Source organism: Streptomyces sp. NBC_00690 (genome assembly GCF_036226685.1).
GTDB lineage: Bacteria > Actinomycetota > Actinomycetes > Streptomycetales > Streptomycetaceae > Streptomyces.
In genome coordinates, this window is sequence record NZ_CP109009.1 from 1825476 (window position 1) to 1843157 (window position 17682).

At 70.3% G+C, this 17682-nt stretch carries 19 protein-coding genes and 6 tRNA genes; 12 read left to right on the plus strand and 13 right to left on the minus strand.

Translation table 11 applies throughout. The features are described 5' to 3' along the window. The first annotated feature begins 75 nt into the window (after positions 1-75). On the plus strand, positions 76-2604 hold the full coding sequence (locus OID54_RS07985; RefSeq protein ID WP_329016000.1) for an SCO7613 C-terminal domain-containing membrane protein: 2529 nt from the start codon (positions 76-78) through the stop codon (positions 2602-2604). A gap of 69 nt (positions 2605-2673) precedes the next feature. Here OID54_RS07985 and OID54_RS07990 read toward each other — a convergent pair. Together OID54_RS07990 and OID54_RS07995 are read right to left on the minus strand one after the other, a co-directional pair. Beyond that, positions 2674-2745: transfer RNA gene (locus tag OID54_RS07990), tRNA-Val, on the minus strand. Between the two features lie 55 nt (positions 2746-2800). Next, the gene (locus OID54_RS07995; protein WP_329016003.1) at positions 2801-3304 is read right to left on the minus strand and encodes a TIGR02611 family protein; all 504 of its coding nucleotides are present in this window, start codon (positions 3302-3304) and stop codon (positions 2801-2803) included. Between the two features lie 190 nt (positions 3305-3494). Between OID54_RS07995 and OID54_RS08000 the strand changes: the two genes are divergently transcribed. Both OID54_RS08000 and OID54_RS08005 read left to right on the plus strand, forming a co-directional pair. Then, positions 3495-3908, plus strand: a complete 414-nt coding sequence (locus tag OID54_RS08000) for an SsgA family sporulation/cell division regulator (RefSeq protein ID WP_003959770.1) — start codon at positions 3495-3497, stop codon at positions 3906-3908. Positions 3909-4115: 207 nt separating this feature from the next. Next, entirely contained in the window at positions 4116-4673 is a 558-nt protein-coding gene (locus OID54_RS08005; protein WP_329016005.1) for a CGNR zinc finger domain-containing protein, read from the plus strand. A 13-nt stretch (positions 4674-4686) separates the two neighbouring features. On the opposite strand, the gene OID54_RS08010 is transcribed toward OID54_RS08005, so the two are convergent. Together OID54_RS08010 and OID54_RS08015 are read right to left on the minus strand one after the other, a co-directional pair. Then, positions 4687-4839: a hypothetical protein gene (locus OID54_RS08010; RefSeq protein ID WP_329016008.1), complete on the minus strand. Its 153-nt coding sequence runs from the start codon at positions 4837-4839 to the stop codon at positions 4687-4689. A 191-nt stretch (positions 4840-5030) separates the two neighbouring features. After that, positions 5031-5474, minus strand: coding sequence for a hypothetical protein (locus OID54_RS08015; protein ID WP_329016011.1), 444 nt, complete (start codon positions 5472-5474; stop codon positions 5031-5033). A 335-nt stretch (positions 5475-5809) separates the two neighbouring features. On the opposite strand from OID54_RS08015, the gene OID54_RS08020 reads away from it, so the two are divergent. After that, positions 5810-6328, plus strand: a complete 519-nt coding sequence (locus OID54_RS08020; protein WP_329016014.1) for a DsbA family protein — start codon at positions 5810-5812, stop codon at positions 6326-6328. Between the two features lie 152 nt (positions 6329-6480). Here OID54_RS08020 and OID54_RS08025 read toward each other — a convergent pair whose 3' ends face one another. The 3 genes from OID54_RS08025 to OID54_RS08035 are packed head-to-tail and all read right to left on the minus strand — an operon-like array spanning position 6481 to position 9319. Further along, positions 6481-7320, minus strand: a complete 840-nt coding sequence (locus OID54_RS08025; protein ID WP_329016017.1) for a GNAT family N-acetyltransferase — start codon at positions 7318-7320, stop codon at positions 6481-6483. 60 nt (positions 7321-7380) lie between these two features. Continuing rightward, entirely contained in the window at positions 7381-8214 is an 834-nt protein-coding gene (locus OID54_RS08030; protein ID WP_329016018.1) for an aminotransferase class IV, read from the minus strand. A gap of 22 nt (positions 8215-8236) precedes the next feature. Beyond that, complete coding sequence (locus OID54_RS08035; protein ID WP_329016021.1) at positions 8237-9319, minus strand: chorismate-binding protein; 1083 nt, start codon at positions 9317-9319, stop codon at positions 8237-8239. A 187-nt stretch (positions 9320-9506) separates the two neighbouring features. Here OID54_RS08035 and OID54_RS08040 point away from each other — a divergent pair. The 5 genes from OID54_RS08040 (at position 9507) to OID54_RS08060 (ending at position 9959) form a co-directional block, all read left to right on the plus strand. Beyond that, a tRNA-Gly gene (locus tag OID54_RS08040) sits at positions 9507-9579 on the plus strand. Between the two features lie 37 nt (positions 9580-9616). Then, positions 9617-9690: transfer RNA gene (locus OID54_RS08045), tRNA-Cys, on the plus strand. A gap of 1 nt (position 9691) precedes the next feature. Further along, a tRNA-Val gene (locus OID54_RS08050) sits at positions 9692-9763 on the plus strand. 21 nt (positions 9764-9784) lie between these two features. Further along, positions 9785-9856: transfer RNA gene (locus OID54_RS08055), tRNA-Val, on the plus strand. A 28-nt stretch (positions 9857-9884) separates the two neighbouring features. Further along, a tRNA-Val gene (locus OID54_RS08060) sits at positions 9885-9959 on the plus strand. A 127-nt stretch (positions 9960-10086) separates the two neighbouring features. Here the strand turns inward: OID54_RS08060 and OID54_RS08065 are convergent. The 4 genes from OID54_RS08065 to OID54_RS08080 all read right to left on the minus strand — a co-directional run bounded on the left by OID54_RS08065 (position 10087) and on the right by OID54_RS08080 (position 12457). Next, complete coding sequence (locus tag OID54_RS08065; RefSeq protein WP_329016024.1) at positions 10087-10368, minus strand: TFIIB-type zinc ribbon-containing protein; 282 nt, start codon at positions 10366-10368, stop codon at positions 10087-10089. A gap of 63 nt (positions 10369-10431) precedes the next feature. Beyond that, positions 10432-11424, minus strand: coding sequence for a phosphotransferase family protein (locus OID54_RS08070; protein WP_329016029.1), 993 nt, complete (start codon positions 11422-11424; stop codon positions 10432-10434). 380 nt (positions 11425-11804) lie between these two features. Further along, entirely contained in the window at positions 11805-12011 is a 207-nt protein-coding gene (locus OID54_RS08075) for a hypothetical protein (RefSeq protein ID WP_329016031.1), read from the minus strand. A 155-nt stretch (positions 12012-12166) separates the two neighbouring features. Next, positions 12167-12457, minus strand: coding sequence for a hypothetical protein (locus tag OID54_RS08080; RefSeq protein WP_329016034.1), 291 nt, complete (start codon positions 12455-12457; stop codon positions 12167-12169). Positions 12458-12857: 400 nt separating this feature from the next. Here OID54_RS08080 and OID54_RS08085 point away from each other — a divergent pair, with 400 nt between their 5' ends. Then, positions 12858-14033: a serine/threonine-protein kinase gene (locus OID54_RS08085; protein ID WP_329016038.1), complete on the plus strand. Its 1176-nt coding sequence runs from the start codon at positions 12858-12860 to the stop codon at positions 14031-14033. A 49-nt stretch (positions 14034-14082) separates the two neighbouring features. Here the strand turns inward: OID54_RS08085 and OID54_RS08090 are convergent, their stop codons facing one another. Next, complete coding sequence (locus OID54_RS08090) at positions 14083-14895, minus strand: TrmH family RNA methyltransferase (protein WP_329016041.1); 813 nt, start codon at positions 14893-14895, stop codon at positions 14083-14085. 53 nt (positions 14896-14948) lie between these two features. After that, entirely contained in the window at positions 14949-16184 is a 1236-nt protein-coding gene (cobA, locus tag OID54_RS08095; RefSeq protein ID WP_329016043.1) for a uroporphyrinogen-III C-methyltransferase, read from the minus strand. Between the two features lie 296 nt (positions 16185-16480). Here cobA and OID54_RS08100 point away from each other — a divergent pair, with 296 nt between their 5' ends. Continuing rightward, on the plus strand, positions 16481-16918 hold the full coding sequence (locus OID54_RS08100) for a helix-turn-helix transcriptional regulator (RefSeq protein WP_329016047.1): 438 nt from the start codon (positions 16481-16483) through the stop codon (positions 16916-16918). 10 nt (positions 16919-16928) lie between these two features. Next, positions 16929-17345 carry a VOC family protein gene (locus tag OID54_RS08105; RefSeq protein ID WP_329016051.1) on the plus strand — a complete coding sequence of 139 codons (417 nt, stop codon included), beginning with the start codon at positions 16929-16931 and terminating at the stop codon, positions 17343-17345. Positions 17346-17682: the final 337 nt, after the last annotated feature.

Here is a 17682-nt window from a genome sequence, read left to right on the forward strand (position 1 = left end):
ACAGGGGCGTACTCATGTGCGATCTGAGTATCCGTCCCCATGTCCAACGATGTGGCGGGCGACACACTGCGGAGCATGAAGAATGCTCCGCCGACTCTGCCACCAGCCGAAGAGATCGCCGTCATCGATCGCGAACTCGTGCAACTGGACCACCGCAGGTCCCAGTTGTTGGCCCGCAGGGCGTATCTGGTGTCGGTGCTCCATCGACCCGCGCCCCAGGCCCGGGCCGGAGCCAGGGCTGCGACCCCGCGTCCCGTCACCCCGCGGCCGGAGACCTCGCCTCCCGGCGTGCAGAACGTGCTGCTGACGCTGGGCGGCATCCTGTTGGCGATCGCCGCCATCGCCTTCACGGTGGTCAGCTGGGGTGACATGGGCATCGGCGGACGATCGGCGGTGCTCGCCGTGGTGACCGCGGCGGCCCTGCTGACGCCGGCGATCCTGCTGCGCCGTGGACTGGGCTCCACCGCTGAGGCGTTGGCGGTGCTCGCTCTGGTGCTGCTGGTGCTGGACGCCTACGCCGTGTTCGCGGTGGCCCTGTCGGGGGTGTCGGGACTCACCTACTCGGCGTGGGCCACGACCCTCCTCGCAGCGCTCTGGGCGGCGTACGGAGCAGCGCTACCGAAGCTGCGCAGCCCCCTGCCGGCGGCGGTGGTCGCCGCCCAACTGCCCCTGCTCCTCTGGTCGGTGAACGGAGCCGCGGCGGACGCCGCGCCCGCCCCGTCGCTGGCCTGGGCACTGCTCGGCACCGCAGCGCTCGATGTCGCGCTCGTGATCCGGGTGACCCGGCCGGCGGTGCGGGTGACGGCGACAGTGGGCGCGGTGTTCAACGGCGCGCTGGTCCTGATGCTCGCCGGATTCGAGTCGCTGACGGCCGCGTCCGCCCTCGACGCGGTGGAGCCCGCGGTCCTGCTGACGCTGGCCGGTGCGGTGGCGCTCCTCCCGGCGTGGCGCTTCCGGGTGGTCGCGCTGCCGTGTGCCGTGGTGGCCGGGCTCGCCCTTATAGCCGCCTTCGGCGGGGTGATCGCCGCGGCGGCGCCGAGCGGCTGGGCGATGCCCGGATACCTGGTGTGTGCGGTCGCCCTGCTCCTCGTGGTGCAGGTGCCGGCACTCGCGGCGCGTCCACCCGCCGACGTGCTGCGTGGACTGGGTGCGGCGTCCGCGGCGCTGATGGCCCTGGCACTGGTGTCGACGCTGCCCCTCGTGGTGCTCCAGTACGCGGGCCCGCTCACGGTGCTCCCGGACGCCTGGGCCGGTGCTCCGACGGATGCGCGCGCAGCGCTGGGCGAGGACCTGACCGACGGCAATTGGGTCGCGACGGCGCTGGTGCTCTCCCTGCTAGCGGGCGTCATGCTCGCGGTGTCCCGACGGCTGCCCGACCAGATCGGCACTCGCGCTCAGCAGGAGGGCGAAGACCCCAGCGCAGGCCCGGAAGGCGCCGGCCCCGCCCGAACGCTCCCCCCGGTCGATCTGCGCGCCTGGGCGGGCGTGGCCGCCGCCATACTGGCCTGGGCCGCACTGACCATGGCGCCCTTCGTCCTCGACACCGGCTATCCGCAGCTGGTCGGCTGGCAGTCGGCGCTCGGCGTCGCCCTGCTCGCACTCGCCCTCAACCGTGTGCGGTACGCCCGCGGACTGCGGTTCGCCGCAGAGATCGGCATGGCCTGCGCACTGGTGACGGCCGCGAGTACCACGGCGCTCGCCCTGGCGACCAAGGTGGCGACCTTCACGGTGCTGGGCACCTTCCTGACGGCGTTCATCGCCGTCGCCGCCCTCTCCCGGGCGGGCCGGATCGTACGGGCGGTCGCCGGCTGTGCCGCCGTCGTCTGGGGCAGCGGGCTGGTGGTGGCGCTGGCCGAGGCATGGGAGCTGGCGCCCCACCGGACCGCGGTGGCCCTGATGGCCGTGCCCGCTCTGGTCGCCCTGCTCGCGGCCCGGTTGCGCACCCATCCCATCGCCGCTCCGCTGGAGTGCACCGCGGCCCTCGTCGGGGTCGTTGCGCTGGCCCTGGCCACGGACCACGCGCCGACCGTCGCCCTGGTGCTCGCACTCGGTGGGGTGATCGCAGCCGGTACGGCGATACGGACGGAGCGCCGAACGGCAGCCGGCTGGAGCGCCGCGGCCCTCTTCCTGCTGGCCACCTGGGTACGGCTGGCCGCATCGGAGGTGACGGTGCCGGAGGCGTACACCCTGCCGGTGACGGTGCCCGCGCTCGTCGTGGGCGTGCTGCGGCGCCGAAGCGCTCCCGCCACCTCGTCCTGGACGGCGTACGGAGCGGGCCTCTCGGTGACGATGGTGCCGAGCCTGCTCGCGGTCTGGGGCGAAGGGGGCTGGCTGCGGCCCCTGCTGTTGGGCACCGCGGCCCTGGCGGTGACCCTGGCGGGCGCGCGACAGCGGCTCCAGGCGCCGCTGGTGCTCGGCGGAGCGGTCCTGGCCCTGGTGACGCTGCACGAACTCGCGCCCTACGTGGTGCAGGCCGTCGACGCGCTGCCCCGCTGGCTGCCCCCGGCCCTCGCGGGCCTGCTGCTCCTGGTGGTCGGCGCCACCTACGAGCAGCGTCTACGGGAGGCACGCAGGCTGCGCGAGACTCTCGGCCGCATGCGCTGACGGGTCATGGGAGCGGAACGCGCGAAGGGCCCGGAGACTCTGCTGAGTCTCCGGGCCCTTCGATCCGGGTGGGCGATACTGGGTTCGAACCAGTGACCTCTTCGGTGTGAACGAAGCGCTCTCCCACTGAGCTAATCGCCCCGGCGCACCGCAAACATTACCCCATGTCAGCGGGCGCTCCCGACCGGATTTCCGGTCACTGCTCGATCTTCCAGGGCATGATCAGCCCGAACTTCCAGAGGTAGACGCCGGCCGCCACGGCACAGATGACCACACCGATCGACGTCAAGATGAGGTTCCGGCGCCGCACCCGTGGGTCGAGGGCGCGCTGGGCCGCCTCGCTGACCTTGCGCTTGGTCCAGCGCAGGACGAGTTGCGCCCAGACGAACTCGGTCGCCCAGATCGCCATACCGCCGAAGATCACCAGCCAGCCGGGCCCCGGCAGCACGAGCATCGCCGCACCGGCGCCCACCACGGCGAGCCCCACGACGAAGACGCCGACCTGCCAGCTCAGGTGCAGGCTCTTGCGCGCCTTGATGAAATCGGGCGCACGTGAGCCGAGGACGGACTCGGTCGTGTCCTCCTCGGCCTTGCCCCCGACATCGGCGGTGCCGGCCGGGTCGACCGGCTCTGCACCGTCATCGGGCTTTCCCTCTTCAGTCGCCACTGCGACCTCCGTACCGTTACTCCCCGTGTTCATGGCAGCAAACTTACCGGACGCTGCGGAGTCACCGGAATGGTCCCAGGGAACGAAGAATCACTCCGCCATACGGGGTACCTAAAGGTACCCAAATCCCTCAGAGGGGTTTACAACGGCACCGTAGGTGGCATGTCGATTTCGCCGACGTGCGAATCCCCGAGCGCACACTGAGCGAAAGGCCCTGGCGCTTATGAACACCACGGTCAGCTGCGAGCTGCACCTGCGCCTCGTTGTATCGAGCGAGTCTTCACTGCCTGTACCCGCGGGCCTGCGGTATGACACGGCCGATCCCTATGCCGTGCACGCCACCTTCCACACCGGAGCCGAAGAGACGGTCGAATGGGTGTTCGCCCGCGACCTCCTCGCCGAGGGGCTACACCGGCCCACCGGCACGGGCGACGTCAGAGTCTGGCCATCCCGCAGTCACGGCCAGGGCGTCGTCTGTATCGCACTGAGCTCCCCGGAGGGCGAAGCACTGCTCGAAGCCCCGGCGCGGGCCCTGGAGTCGTTCCTGAAGCGAACGGACGCAGCGGTGCCGCCCGGCACCGAGCATCGTCACTTCGACCTCGACACGGAGCTCTCCCACATCCTGGCGGAGAGCTGAGCCAGGCCGAGAGCTGCACGGCGCCGTCCTACTCGGGGAGACGGCGCCGCGCGGACCATCCCCCCACGGCACAGCAGATCGGCGCCGTCACCGTGCATGCCAGCACGGTGACGGCGCCGATCTGCTGTGCCGATCTGCTGTGATGTGAACCGCTAGAGTTCAGCGCAATTCGGCGGGACCGGCCCGCAGCAGGCCAGGGAGCGAATCTTGCTGATCCCCCACGACACCAGGATTGCCCTCGACATCGTCGTCGATCTGGTGAACACAGCGCCGGAGGGCGGCCAGGGCGACGGGCTCGCCGACGTCGCCGCGCTGGAAGAGTTCGTCCGGGGCCACGACATCAGCGGTGTGAGCGTCCTGAACGCACGCGACCTCAAAGCGGTCCAGGGCGTACGGACCAGGTTCGCCGAGATCTTCGCCGCCTCCGACAGTCAGTCGGCGTCCGAACTGATCAATGACCTGGTGGCGGCTGCGGGGACCACGCCCCAGCTGACCAATCACGACAGCTACGACTGGCACGTCCACTACTTCGCCCCGGGTGCCTCAGTCGCCGACCACCTCGCGGCCGACGGCGGAATGGCACTGGCCTTCATCGTCGTCGCGGGCGAGCAGGAGCGGTTGCGACACTGCGAGGCCCCGGATTGCGGGCGCGCCTTCGTCGATCTCTCACGCAACCGGTCGCGTCGCTACTGCGACAGCCGCACCTGCGGAAACCGGCTCCATGTGGCTGCGTACCGAGCCCGACGGCGGGAAGCGGCCAGCTGAAGCGGGGCGCGCGTCACAGCAGGAACAGATCGTGCACCGACGCCATCAGCAGCAGCACACCGATCACCGTGAGGAAGATCATCAAAGGCGGCTGGGAGAGCGCGAAGAGGCAGCCTCGCGGCTGCTCTTCCGATGCGGGGACTTCCCCCCGTGAGGTATCGACCATCTCGGGGTGATCATGGCGCAGCCCGTCTCCGCATGATCACCCAACACGCATGCACATGGCGGGAGTTCACCCCACGGCCGACCGCCGACGACAACACCCCGACCCCTGCGGGAAGCACCCGCACAGCTCCCTTGAGCGGGGGTTTCGCCGGTGGTGGCGCAATGCGCCGATGGCTCGGTACGGCGGATCGCTCAGATGCCGTGCTTCTTCAAGATCGCCTCGATATCGCTGAAATCATCGGTCGTAGCGCTTCCCTTGGGCTTCGCTGCGGGTCGCGCGGTCGGGCGGGCGCCCGCTCCCAAGGACGGGGCGGAAGCCGCCGGGGCGACCGCTTCGCGCTGTGCTGCCTTCGCGGCCTTGCGCTCCTTGCGCGTCGTACCCGAGCGACGCTCGACCGCCCGGGTGGCCAACAGCAGCAGCCAGGCACCGCCCAGCAGCCCGAAGCCGATCCAGGCGGTGAAGCTGAACGCGGTGTCGACGGCCCACTCAACGGCGCCGGTGAGCACCAGGCCGAGGGGCACCAGGGAGTACGCGGCGATTCGGGTCGCCGCGAGGAAACGCTTGCGGTACGCCGTGATCGCGGCGATGCCCAGGCCCGCCGCGGACACCGCGGAGCATATGGTCTCGGCAATCATCCGGTCCTCCTGCTAGGGCGGGCATCTGCGGTTACGTCCCTTCCATCCTGCACCGACGGACGGGTCGCAGGCCATGGCCGGAAGCCACTTGGTCAAGATCTCCGGGTGATCTCCGGGGCAGGATCATCCCCAGGTCGGGGCCGGGACCCCTTTTTGGATCTTGGCGGATATGCGGGATGCGACCTGTCCGAGGCCATTGCCCGGGCCTCCCGAGGTCTGTGGTCCGCTGCGCCCGGCCCCGGTTTCCCGCTGCAACTTCGAGGTGCCCCCCGCCCCCATCGGGCAGTGCCCGGGGTCGGCTGGGTGTGCCCCGCGGGAACTGGGAGACTGATCCCATGAGCGAGCCCACACCCCACCCCGTCGTCCTCGATGTCTGGTGCGATCTCCAGTGTCCCGACTGCCGGACCGCCCTGGATGACGTCCGAGCCCTGCGGGAGCGCTTCGGCGACCGGTTGGACGTGCGGCTGCGGCACTTCCCCCTGGAGAAGCACCGCCATGCGTACGCCGCAGCCCAGGCCGCCGAAGAGGCGGTCGACCAGGGCAAGGGCCGCGAGTTCTACGAAGCGGTGCTGGCCCGGGTCGAGGATCTCGACAAGGGCGGTGAGGAGTTCCTGCTGCGGACCGCCCGCGAACTGGGGCTGGATGCGGATGAGTTCGACACCGCACTCATCGACGGTCGGCATCTGCTGATCGTCGACGCCGACCAGGCCGAGGGCAAGGCGATCGGCGTGACGGGCACCCCGACCTATGTGATCGACGGCGAGCGACTCGACGGCGGCAAGAGCCAAGAAGGGCTGCGGACGCGCATCGCGGAGATCGCCACCCGGTTGATCGCCGCCGAGCCGTCCGCGTAGCGCGGATCCGGCGGTACGCGGGGGCGCTCCTTCCGGTACCGGGGCCGCGCCGCTGACACATGGGCGGGCGCGGTCACCGGGCGACGATCGATCAGGCCCAGCGCCTCCCGGCAACCCCGTTCAGGGGAGTTCGTCCAGCCCCGGCATCCCGACTAGAGCAGCGGTTTTGCGAAGTTCACCGTGTCCGTTCGATAGCCGAGCGACTCATAGAGGGCGAGTGCCGGAGTGTTGCCCGCAAAGACGTGGAGCCCGATGATGCGGGTTCCGTCCTCCCAGGCCCCCCGTTCGGCGAGCAGCATCAGGGCCCGTCCGTAGCCCCTCCCCCGCCATCGGCTCCCGACCTCGACGTCATAGACGAAGGCACCGTGCTCACCGGGTCTCACCTCGCGCTGTCCCAGGTGCAGAAGTCCGACGGTCTCGCCGTCGCCGATGAGGACCTGCAACCGGGCATCGGCGGTGGCAAGGCCGTCCGGTAGGGCCGTGGCCAGGTCGGCTTCGGCCTTCGCACGGGCCTCCTCGGGGGAGAACCCCCGATCCGCCCAGTTGCGCGCGTACTCCTGGAGCCCCGTTCGCGACCACAGCGCGTACTCGTCGTCGGTCATGGGACGGGCGCTCACTGACTGCGGCAGGGTGGGCGGCTCCTCGGCCAGGACCTTGGACAGGTTGCGACTGCGTTCGACATAGCCGAGTGCTGTCGTCAGTCGGGTGGCCTCGACGGCTTGGGGAGGGACCGAGACCTGGATCTGGTTGCACCGCCAACTCCGCAGCACCTCCTCGGCGGCGAGCGCGGCGACCGTGCCCCGGCCGCGTCCGCGGTCGGGACCGTCGATGTGCAGGGAGCGGATCGTGCCGGCCGCGGGGCCGAGCGAGACCGAGGTGGCGATCTCGATGGTCCCGACGGCACGGCTGTTGACGCAGACCTCGTAGGCGCGTGACCGCGTACCGTCCGCCTCGTGCTGAAGCGGCCCGGTCGGCCGCAGGGTGGTGGTCATCAGGGGTGTTGTACCTGCCGCGCGGCCGTTCGTCACGGGGTTTGACCGGTCAACCTCAAGTCACCGGCCGATGCGCGGATCGGGGTCGGCTCCCGCGCGCTCCTCGAAGACCCGTATCGCCTTGGCGGTCACCGGTCCCGGAGCGTCGTCGAGGCGTCGCCCGTCCACCCGGTGGACCGCCTGGACATCACGCAGGCTGGAGGTCAGGAAGACCTCGTCCGCCCGCTCCAGTACGTCGAACGGGAGATCGGTCTCATGGGCGCCGGTCCACTCCACGGCCAGGGCTCGGGTGATGCCCGCGAGGCAGCCGGAGGAGATCGGCGGGGTGTGCAGTTCGCCGTCGACGACGACGAAGACATTGGAGCCCGTGCCCTCGCAGAGCTGTCCTACGGTGTTGGCCAGGAGTGCCTCGGATGCGCCGTGCTCGGCGGCCTTGGCGAGGGCGACCACGTTCTCCGCATAGGAGGTGGTCTTCAATCCGGCGACCGCTCCCCGTTCGTTGCGGGTCCACGGGACGGTGATCACCGCGGTCGTCACCGACGGGGCCTTACTCTCGCCCAGGGCGACCACCAGGGTCGGTGCCGCGGTGCCGCGGTCCGAGCCGAGGGGCGACAGTCCACCGGTGTAGGTGATCCGCAACCGGCCCCGGTCCTGGGGGTTGGCGGCGAGCACGGCCGCGCAGGCGTGGCGCACCTCGTCGTGGTCGGGCTCCGGCAGTCCCAGGCCGGCGGCCGAGCGGCTGAGGCGTTCCAGATGGAGGGTGAGCGCGAAGGGTTGGCCGTGAATCGTCTTCAGGGTTTCGAATACGCCGTCTCCCACGGTCAGGCCGTGGTCGAGCACCGACACCCGGGCCTCATCGGCGTCCCGCAATCCACCGTTGACCCAAAGCTTCATCTCGCTGGTCCTTCCGCTGGTCTCATTCGTCCCGCTCGTCCGGGCTCGACGCTATCGCGAGCAGCCGGGCAGCTTTGAGTTCGGTCTCCGCCCACTCCCGCTCGGGGTCCGAGCCCCAGGTGATGCCCGCCCCCGTACCGAAGCGCAGGACAGCGCCCGTGCGGGAGTCGCGAGAGCCGTCAGAGTGGTCGGAGTCGTGGGGGGTTCGGTCGATCCAGAACGTGCGTATGCCGACCGCCAGCTCGCCCGTGCCCCGATCGGCGTCCACCCAGCCGATGCCACCGCAGTACGGCCCGCGGGGCGCGGTCTCCAGGGCGTCGATGATGGTCAACGCGCTCGATTTGGGTGCGCCGGTCACCGAACCGGGCGGAAAGGTGGCATGGAGCAGATCCCGCCACCCCTCCTTGGGGCCGAGTTCGCCGCGCACGGTCGACACCAGGTGGACCAGGCCCGGATGGGACTCGACGGCGCACAGTTGCGGAACGGTCACCGTACCGGTGGCGCATACCCGTCCCAGGTCGTTGCGGACCAGATCAACGATCATCACATTCTCGGCGTGGTCCTTCTCCAGAAGGTCGTCGACCGTTCGCCCGGTGCCCTTGATCGGACCGGATTCCACCGTGTCCCCCTGGCGACGGAGATAGAGCTCGGGGGATGCCGTTGCGATCTCCACCCCGTGCTCGGGCAGGCGAATCGTTCCGGCATAGGGGGCAGGGTTGCCCATGGCCAGCAGCGAGGTCAGGGCATCGACATCGGCGGCGGCCGGATCGGGCAGCGGAGCGGAGAGGACCCTGCAGAGATTGGCCTGATACACCTCACCCGCGGCGATGTGCTCACGGATGCGACGTACGCCCGCGATGTACTCTGCTCGGTTCAGCGAGGACGTCCAGTGGTGTGCCGCTGGCCCGCGCCAGCGGCCGGCCGTCGGGGGTGGCACCGGCTCGGTTCGCACATCGCCGAAGCGTGCACAGGTCAGACCGCCCTCGAAGTCGGCGGCGACGGCCCAGAAGCCGGCGGAGTCCAAAGCCGCGGGGTCACTGGTGACGTCCCTGAGGTCGGTGGCGATGAGTCGGCCGAAGCGGGCCAGCGGAGCGAGGTGGTGCACGTCTGCGAGTGTATGACCGGTGCCGGCCGAGCCCCTGACCGGCACTCTTGCCGCGAACACCAGTGATGGCCGACCACTGCGGGGTGAATACAAGTCAGCACGCTGCGGAAACGCGTTTTTGTGCTGGCTCAGGAATCCGCTAGAGTTCAACACGTCGCCGACCGCATCATCGGGTTGGAAATGACAAGCGGACGTGGCTCAGTTGGTAGAGCATCACCTTGCCAAGGTGAGGGTCGCGAGTTCGAATCTCGTCGTCCGCTCGACGTGGGGGATCTTCCCGACCCCCGCAACACTCCGGGTGGAGTGGCCGAGAGGCGAGGCAACGGCCTGCAAAGCCGTCTACACGGGTTCAAATCCCGTCTCCACCTCCAAGGACGATTAGCTCAGCGGGAGAGCGCTTCCCTGACACGGAAGAGGTCACTGGTTCAATCCCAGTATCGTCCACTGGATCCTTCTGGATTCTCCGCGCGATTAGCTCAGCGGGAGAGCGCTTCCCTGACACGGAAGAGGTCACTGGTTCAATCCCAGTATCGCGCACGCAAGTGCATCACACGCAGTCTCATCTGCGCGATTAGCTCAGCGGGAGAGCGCTTCCCTGACACGGAAGAGGTCACTGGTTCAATCCCAGTATCGCGCACCAGTCAGAACCCCCGGCCGCATCAGTTGGCCGGGGGTTCTTTCGTCGTCGGGTCGGTCTCGGGGCTGGCCCGGCGCCGCTCGACCCACGAGGGCGCCGGCGCCAGGAGACGCTCAGACCGTCCGGGACCTCAGGAGGAGAAGAGCATCCGGCCGAAGCCGCGCTGACGGTGGTGACCGCCGTGGTGGCCGCCGTGGTGCTGCTGCGGAGCACCCCAGGCCGGGGCGTGCGGCGCACCGTGCGCCGGAGGCGGCGGAGGAGGAGCCGGCTGGGTCCACTGCGACTCCAGGCGCGTCAGCGCCTCAAGCTCACCGTAGTCGAGGAATATCCCCCGGCAGCCGCTGCACTGCTCGATCTGGATGCCGTTGCGGTTGTAGGTGTGCATCGCTGCATGGCACTTGGGACACTGCATCGTGAGGCTCAGCTCCTTGCCTTTCGTTCCTACCGCCGGCATGATCCCGGCGACGACAGCAGCCTACGCCGGACGCGCGGACTCCAACTGCGCTGGGAGCGAAGCAATTCGGGCACATGCGTCGACCATCGCCTCATCCACCTCATCCGGAGCTCGGCGCTCCGCCGTCGCCTTGACCAGGGAGAGGGCCGCGGTCTGTACGGTCAACGCCCGAGCCGGGATATCCAGCACGGGCCAGGGATCTGTGACCACCGCGCCATCCGGCCCAACGAGAGCGGTTCCCCGCGCGTCCGCATAGGCGCCCAGGAACCGCTGCCAGATCTCCGGGGACAGCAGCCCCGCGGCGAACCAGGCGGCGGGGCGGGCCAGATCCCAGGCGGGATCGCCCAGACCGAGGTCATCGACGTCGATCAGCAGCCAAGGGCCGGTCGAGGCAGGGTGACGCACCAGCTGCCCCAGATGAAGATCACCGTGACAGACCGTGGTGCTCGGGGGGGCGGGGGCCTCACCTCGGGCCCAGGCGGGCAGACCCTTCCACGCCCGTTGCACCACAGCGGCGAAGCGCGGGTGTTCCGAGGTTGCCGCACCACGCATCCGTAGCATCGCGCGGGCCACTTTGGCGGGGCCCCGCATGGGCGGAAGAACGTCGGGCAGGGCGGCGGACTCCACTGCGTGGAGCCGCGCCAGGAGAACGGCAGCCTCCTCCCAGGGCGCGGTCTGTGGATCAACCGGGTCGACGGGCGTCCCGTAGGGCCAGACGGTGATCGGACGCCCTGGACTCCTTGGCTTCGGCAACGACACCGGCAGTGGGGGCAGCAGAATCCCTTGGAGCAGGGGGTGGGCCGCGACAGCGACCCTGGACCGATGACCGGGCAGATCGGTGGCGGGCGCATGGGCCTTCGCGACGGCTGGGCCGTGGCGTACGACGGTCCCGTCGTCGCGGTCGGCGAGGACGTCCGGCGGATGGGTGCAGCCGGGGCAGTCGGCGGGGGCTCCGGCTGGGTGGGCCGCGGCCCGGGCGGCCTCGACGAGCTCGCCGATGACGGTCGTGGTCATGTCTCTCCCCCGCAGCTCCGTGCCCCGGTGGGGAGCTTACGCGGCTGTCGGGACCGGATCGGGGGCTGTCGCACCGGGGGCAATGGCGGATCAAGGCCCCCGGGCGGCGGTTCAGGTCGTCGGCCATCCGCCGGTGGGCAGGCTCAGGCAGGGGCCTCGTAGGAGCCCTCATGGGGGCGCGAGACAACGGAGCTGGTCAACACAGGGCCAGTCGATACAGGGCTGGTCGATACAGGGCCGAGAAAAGTATCGGGCAGCGCGATGGCCGGTCAGCTCCCCAGCTAACCGGCCGATCGCTGCCGTCCGCCGCACCCCCGTCCCCACGGGGTTTTGGCCGGATGTCCCCGACCCGGACCGCTCTTCCGGGTCCGGGGCGCCTTTCAGCGCCCCAGCATCACGCCCACGGACGACGCCTGTGTGACCACTGCTTCCCAGCCGCCGAAGGCGACCACCAGCAGTGCTGCGAGGGGAAGGACCATGGCCGTCGCCACCAGGGGGTGGCGATGTCCGGACGGCCGGCCGCCGAACGCGCTGAAAGCCCTGCGTCCCTGCGTGCGGATCATGGTCCGCGATGCCGTGTCCGCCATGTCCCTCTCCTATTCGTCATTGACAGCGGCGGGTGTCTGACCTCGGGGGACGAGTGCTGCACCCGCCGCTTGACTTCAACACTAGGCATTCGAGAAGCCCAGGACGTCATGCCCGCGTACCCATTGGCTGGCCTCCCGGAGGATGAGCCGAGCGCCTAGGACGTACTCCCCTGGGTGGAGACAGGGCGCAGGCCCTTGGGGTCTTCCCGGAGGGGACGCTCCGAGGCGTCCTCCCTGGGCACGGGCTGCTCCACCAGAGCGAGCACGCGGGCGGCCATGAATCGGGCCGTCCTCACCACCGAGCCGTTTCGGGTGACTTCGCTCACTTCCACCACCCCTCGACGCACGGCCGTCTCCACACGACGACCTGCCCGGCTTGCTACGACTTCGTACGTACGTGTGGTGTCCCCGGCGTCCACCACTATCTCCACACGGTCGCCCTTCATCGATCCAATCCCCCTTCTGCGATGGTCCGTTGAGATCTCGCATCGGACAGGGGCTTCGGATCATCTATCCCCTGACCTCTTTTCAAGTCTCCCATCCAGCACTGACAATCCATCACCCGACGAGGGCGCGGCCTATGAGCGCACCGGGGCGGCGGTACGTAAGCTGTGCCACGGCAAAAACTGGACGGTCAGGCAACAGGGTGGGGCTCCCCGCCCGTTGGTACAGGGCGGGGTTCGGCTCCGCCGCTCGGCAGGGGTGGGCGCCGCCCGCCACGAGGCATCGGGTGGACCGCCCGCACGAGGCGATCGAGGTGGGTCACCCACCGCGAGGCAATCGAGTGGGCTGCTGCACACCGCGAGGTAGGAGTGGGGTCTCCCCACTCCTAGGTAGGGGACGGACATGGCGATGATGCGGCTCCGGCGCGAGGACCCGCGTGTCGTCGGCTCGTTCCGACTGCACCGACGGCTGGGCGCAGGCGGCATGGGCGTGGTCTATCTGGGCTCGGACCGGCGCGGTCAGCGGGTCGCGCTCAAGGTGATCAGGCCGGACCTCGCCGAGGACCAGGAGTTCCGCTCGCGCTTCGCACGCGAGGTCTCGGCCGCCCGACGGATCCGCGGCGGCTGCACCGCCCGGTTGGTGGCCGCCGACCTGGAAGCCGAGCGGCCGTGGTTCGCCACCCAGTACGTGCCCGGTCCCTCCCTGCACGACAAGGTGGCAGAGGAGGGGGTGCTCCAGGCCGCCGAGGTCGCCGCGATCGGCTCGGCGCTCGCCGAGGGCCTGGTCGCCGTGCACGAGGCAGGGGTGGTGCACCGGGACCTCAAGCCGTCGAACATCCTGCTCTCGCCCAAGGGCCCGCGGATCATCGACTTCGGCATCGCCTGGGCGACCGGCGCGAGCACGCTCACCCATGTGGGCACCGCCGTGGGCTCGCCCGGATTCCTCGCCCCGGAGCAGGTGCGCGGGGTCGCGGTCACCCCGGCGACGGACGTCTTCGCGCTGGGGGCGACCCTCGCGTACGCGGCGACCGCGGACTCCCCGTTCGGGCACGGCGGCTCGGAGGTCATGCTCTACCGGGTGGTGCACGAGGAGCCGCACCTTGAAGGCGTACCGGATGCGCTCGCACCCCTGCTGCGGGCGTGTCTGGCGAAGGATCCCGAAGAGCGGCCGAGCACGCTCCAGCTGTCGATGCGGCTCAAGGAGATCGCGGCCCGTGAGGCGCAGGGGCTGCCGGAGGCCCGGCCCGTACCGCAGCGCGAGCGGATCGACGCCGACCGGCCCACCTCCCGCTATCCCGGGCGGGTGGATCGGACCGAGCGGATGGAACGCCCCGAGCGGCGTACCGCCGGCGGGAGCGGGCCACGCTCGCAGCCCTCACGCACGGGTGGCACTCGGCCGCAGCCCCAGCGGGGGGCATCTCGTACGAACGGACAGGGCGGCGGCCCGCGTTCGGGGGTGCGCACGACGTCGACCGGACGGCGGCCGGCCAATCCCCGGCTGCTGCGTCAGCGGATCGTCGTCTTCTGCGTGGTGACGCTGATCGTCGCGCTGGGCATCGCGGCGGCCCAGCAGTTGTAGGCGCTCCACCCTCGGACGGCATCCCGCCTTGTCACGAGGTGCCGCCCTGTCACGAGGTGCCGGTGGCCACCGCGTAGAACGCCACGGCAGCGGCAGCGCCCACGTTGAGGGAGTCGACGCCGTGAGCCATGGGGATGCGAACGCGCTCGTCCGCGGCGGCCAGTGCCCGTCGGGACAGCCCCTCCCCTTCCGCGCCGAGCATCAGGGCGACGCGTTCCTCCCGGTGCGGTGCGGCCTCGTCGATGGCGGTGGCGCTGTCGTCCGGAGTGAGGGCGAGGAGTCGGAAGCCGGCTTGGCGTACGGCCTCCAGCCCCGCGGGCCAGACGTCGAGCCGGGCATAGGGGACGGCGAAGACCGCGCCCATGGACACCTTGACGGAACGTCGGTAGAGCGGGTCGGCGCAGTCCGGTGACAGGAGCACCGCGTCCATGCCGAGAGCGGCTGCACTACGGAAGATGGCCCCGATGTTGGTGTGGTCGTTGACCGATTCCATCACCACGACGCGCCGGGCTCCGGTGAGCACTTCAGCGGGGGTGGGAAGCGGTTCGCGCTGCATGGAGGCGAGCGCACCGCGGTGCACGTGGTAGCCGGTGACGCGTTCGGCGAGATCGGGGCTGACCACGTAGACGGGGGCGGGGATCTCGTCGATGACATCCCGCATGGGTTCCACCCACTTCGCGGAGAGCAGCATCGACCGCATCGTGTAGCCGGCTTCCCGGGCCCGTCTGATGACCTTCTCGCCTTCGGCGATGAACAGTCCTTCGGCGGGTTCGCGCCTGCGGCGCAGTTCCACGTCGGTGAGATCGGTGTAGTCGCTCAGCCGGGGGTCATCGGCGTCGTCGACGGTGATCAGGTCTGCCACGGAGGTGTACTGCCTTCTTGGAAAGGGGGCCACCGGTTCGGCGGCGGGGCGGGTCAGGCAGGCGGGGTGCCGATGGCGACGACCTCGCCGATGACGATCACCGCGGGGGGCCGTACCGATTCGGCGATGACGGTCTGCGCCACCGTCGCGAGGGTGGCATCCACTCGGCGCTGGGCGGCGGTGGTGCCCTCCTGGACCAGCGCCACGGGGGTGCGGGGGTCACGGCCACCCGCGATGAGGGTCTGCGCGATCGCACCGATCTTGTCGACGCCCATCAGGACGACGAGGGTTCCACGGAGCCTGGCCAGGGCGGTCCAGTCGGCCAGGGAGCGCTCGTCGTCCGGCGCGACGTGGCCGCTGACGACGGTGAACTCATGGGCGACTCCCCGATGGGTGACCGGGATACCGGCCGCGCCGGGAACGCTGATCGAGCTGGAGATCCCAGGGACGACCGTGCAGGGGATGCCTTCGGCGGCCAATGCCTCGGCCTCTTCCATGCCCCGACCGAAGACGAAGGGGTCACCGCCCTTGAGGCGCACCACGGCCTTGCCTGCCTTGGCGTGCTCGATCAGGGCGTTGTTGATGGCCTCCTGGGCCATGAAACGGCCGTACGGGATCTTGGCGGCGTCGATGACCTCCACGTGCGGGGGGAGTTCGTCGAGGAGGTCGCGCGGACCCAACCGGTCGGCGATGACCACGTCGGCCTCGGCGAGGAGACGACGGCCGCGGACGGTGATGAGGTCGGGGTCGCCGGGGCCGCCGCCCACGAGCGCGACCCCGGGGGTCTTCGTACGGTGGTGGCGTGCGGCGAGGGTCCCGTCCCGCAGTCCCTCGACGATGGCGTCCCGCACGGCCGCGGAACGACGCGGGTCACGGCCGGTGAGAACCGCGACGGTGAGCCCGTCGGAGCGGCCCGTGGCGGGAGTCCAGGCGGTGGCCGCGGTGGCGTCGTCGGAGCGGACGCACCAGATCCGTCGGCGCTCGGCCTCCGCGGACACCTGGTCGTTGGCGGTGGCGTCGGCGGTGGCGACGAGCACGTACCACGCTTCGGCGAGGTCCCCGTCGGCGTACCGGCGCTGTTCCCAGCGGATCTCACCGGAGGCCGCCATGGCCTCGACGGAGGCCGTGGCAGAAGGGGATACGAGGACGATGTCCGCGCCTGCCGCGATCAGGGCGGGGAGCCGACGCTGAGCCACCTGTCCGCCACCGACGACGATGACGCGACGCCCGGCGAGACGCAGACCGACGGGGTAAGCGGGGTGTTCAGGCGCGTGGGCTTGCTCGGACATGGCGGTGGAAGCTCCTCGGGCGGTACGGGTGCGGGTGCCGGCCCGCTGCGTCGGTGAAGCGGCTGGTGGGAAGGGGTACTGCGTTGCGGACACCTTACGGTGCCGCGCGATGTGCGCATCGGGGCGGGCCGCCCATGGCGACGGGTTGGCGAGCAACGGGTCCGGAAGGCCGGGCCGGGCGGTCGGGGACGGCAGCCATCGGGCCTCACCAGAGGGGCACGGAAGGCGACCGCCGCGCTCCGGCCGGGGCGCTGACGGCGGTGGCTGACCCCCGCACTCGTGCGATGCTGGTGCACATGACCCTGGAGGACCTGGTACGGCTGCGGCGCGCCCGGGACGTGATGGACCGCGACTACGCGCAACCGTTGAACGTTCCTGCGCTGGCCGCGGTCGCCCTCATGTCGCCCGGACACTTCTCCCGCAGCTTCCGGGCCGCCTACGGCGAGACGCCCTACAGCTATCTGATGACCCGCCGTGTGGAGCGGGCGAAGGCGCTGCTGCGGCGCGGGGACCTGAGCGTGACGGAAGTCTGCTTCGCGGTCGGATGTACCTCGCTGGGATCGTTCAGCTCGCGCTTCACCGAGTTGGTCGGCGAGAGCCCGAGTGCTTACCGGGCCCGCCGCCACGAGGCGGGCGCCGCGATCCCGGCGTGCGTGGCGAAGGTCCTCACCCGGCCGGTCAGGAACGGTGAACCGGTCAGGATCGAAGAAGCGGATTCGGCCGCCGCGTCGTAGCGTCGACGACATGGACATCAAGCTCTCGCAGTGCTTCATCGCAGTCGACGATCATGACAAGGCGCTCGCTTTCTACCGTGACGCCCTCGGCCTGGAAATACGCAACGACGTCGGGTTCGAGGGGATGCGGTGGGTCACCGTCGGTGCGCCCTCGCAGCCGGATGTGGAGATCGTCCTCGAACCGCCGCTCGCCGACCCCAACGCCTCGCCTGCCGATCGGCAGGCGATGGCAGAACTGCTGGCCAAGGGCATGCTGCGCGGCGTGATCTTCTCCACGGACGACTGTGATGCCACCTTCGAACAGATCAGGGCCGCCGGCGGCGAGGTGTTGCAGGAGCCGATCGACCAGCCGTACGGCGTCCGCGACTGCGCCTTCCGCGACCCGGCGGGCAACATGCTGCGTTTCACCGAGCGCCGCAAGAAGTGAGGGGAGCCCTCGGGCGGGCATCGGCCGCAGGCGGCGGCGTGCTGCGCTCCGGGGGCGACTCGGGCGGGCGGTTATGCCGGGGACTCCGCTGATCACGGGCGCTCGTTGCCGGCTGCCGGAGGCGGTGTACCCCGTCTATCGCGGTGGCCGGCACGAAGGAGTTCGGTAGGGGTGGGGCGGGCGGCGCGATCGGTTCCCTGCGCCGCCCGCCGCCCTGCCATGGGTCGGGACGCACGGAATTCCTGGTGGGCAGGTCGGGATGCCGTGGTCCTCGTACCGCTTCTGGCCGGCGAGCTGCCGGCCAGGGGGTCGCCCCGACCGGCACCGCACGATCAAG

Coding starts and splice junctions, on each gene's coding strand:
- OID54_RS08010 (WP_329016008.1), bottom strand. CDS start 4,839: ATGGTCGATACCTCACGGGGGGAAGTCCCCGCATCGGAAGAGCAGCCG.
- OID54_RS08000 (WP_003959770.1), top strand. CDS start 3,495: ATGAACACCACGGTCAGCTGCGAGCTGCACCTGCGCCTCGTTGTATCG.
- OID54_RS08070 (WP_329016029.1), bottom strand. CDS start 11,424: ATGACCACGACCGTCATCGGCGAGCTCGTCGAGGCCGCCCGGGCCGCG.
- OID54_RS07985 (WP_329016000.1), top strand. CDS start 76: ATGAAGAATGCTCCGCCGACTCTGCCACCAGCCGAAGAGATCGCCGTC.
- OID54_RS08105 (WP_329016051.1), top strand. CDS start 16,929: ATGGACATCAAGCTCTCGCAGTGCTTCATCGCAGTCGACGATCATGAC.
- OID54_RS08015 (WP_329016011.1), bottom strand. CDS start 5,474: ATGATTGCCGAGACCATATGCTCCGCGGTGTCCGCGGCGGGCCTGGGC.
- OID54_RS08025 (WP_329016017.1), bottom strand. CDS start 7,320: ATGACCACCACCCTGCGGCCGACCGGGCCGCTTCAGCACGAGGCGGAC.
- OID54_RS08100 (WP_329016047.1), top strand. CDS start 16,481: ATGACCCTGGAGGACCTGGTACGGCTGCGGCGCGCCCGGGACGTGATG.
- OID54_RS07995 (WP_329016003.1), bottom strand. CDS start 3,304: ATGAACACGGGGAGTAACGGTACGGAGGTCGCAGTGGCGACTGAAGAG.
- OID54_RS08065 (WP_329016024.1), bottom strand. CDS start 10,368: ATGCAGTGTCCCAAGTGCCATGCAGCGATGCACACCTACAACCGCAAC.
- OID54_RS08020 (WP_329016014.1), top strand. CDS start 5,810: ATGAGCGAGCCCACACCCCACCCCGTCGTCCTCGATGTCTGGTGCGAT.
- OID54_RS08085 (WP_329016038.1), top strand. CDS start 12,858: ATGGCGATGATGCGGCTCCGGCGCGAGGACCCGCGTGTCGTCGGCTCG.
- cobA (WP_329016043.1), bottom strand. CDS start 16,184: ATGTCCGAGCAAGCCCACGCGCCTGAACACCCCGCTTACCCCGTCGGT.
- OID54_RS08080 (WP_329016034.1), bottom strand. CDS start 12,457: ATGAAGGGCGACCGTGTGGAGATAGTGGTGGACGCCGGGGACACCACA.
- OID54_RS08030 (WP_329016018.1), bottom strand. CDS start 8,214: ATGAAGCTTTGGGTCAACGGTGGATTGCGGGACGCCGATGAGGCCCGG.
- OID54_RS08075 (WP_329016031.1), bottom strand. CDS start 12,011: ATGGCGGACACGGCATCGCGGACCATGATCCGCACGCAGGGACGCAGG.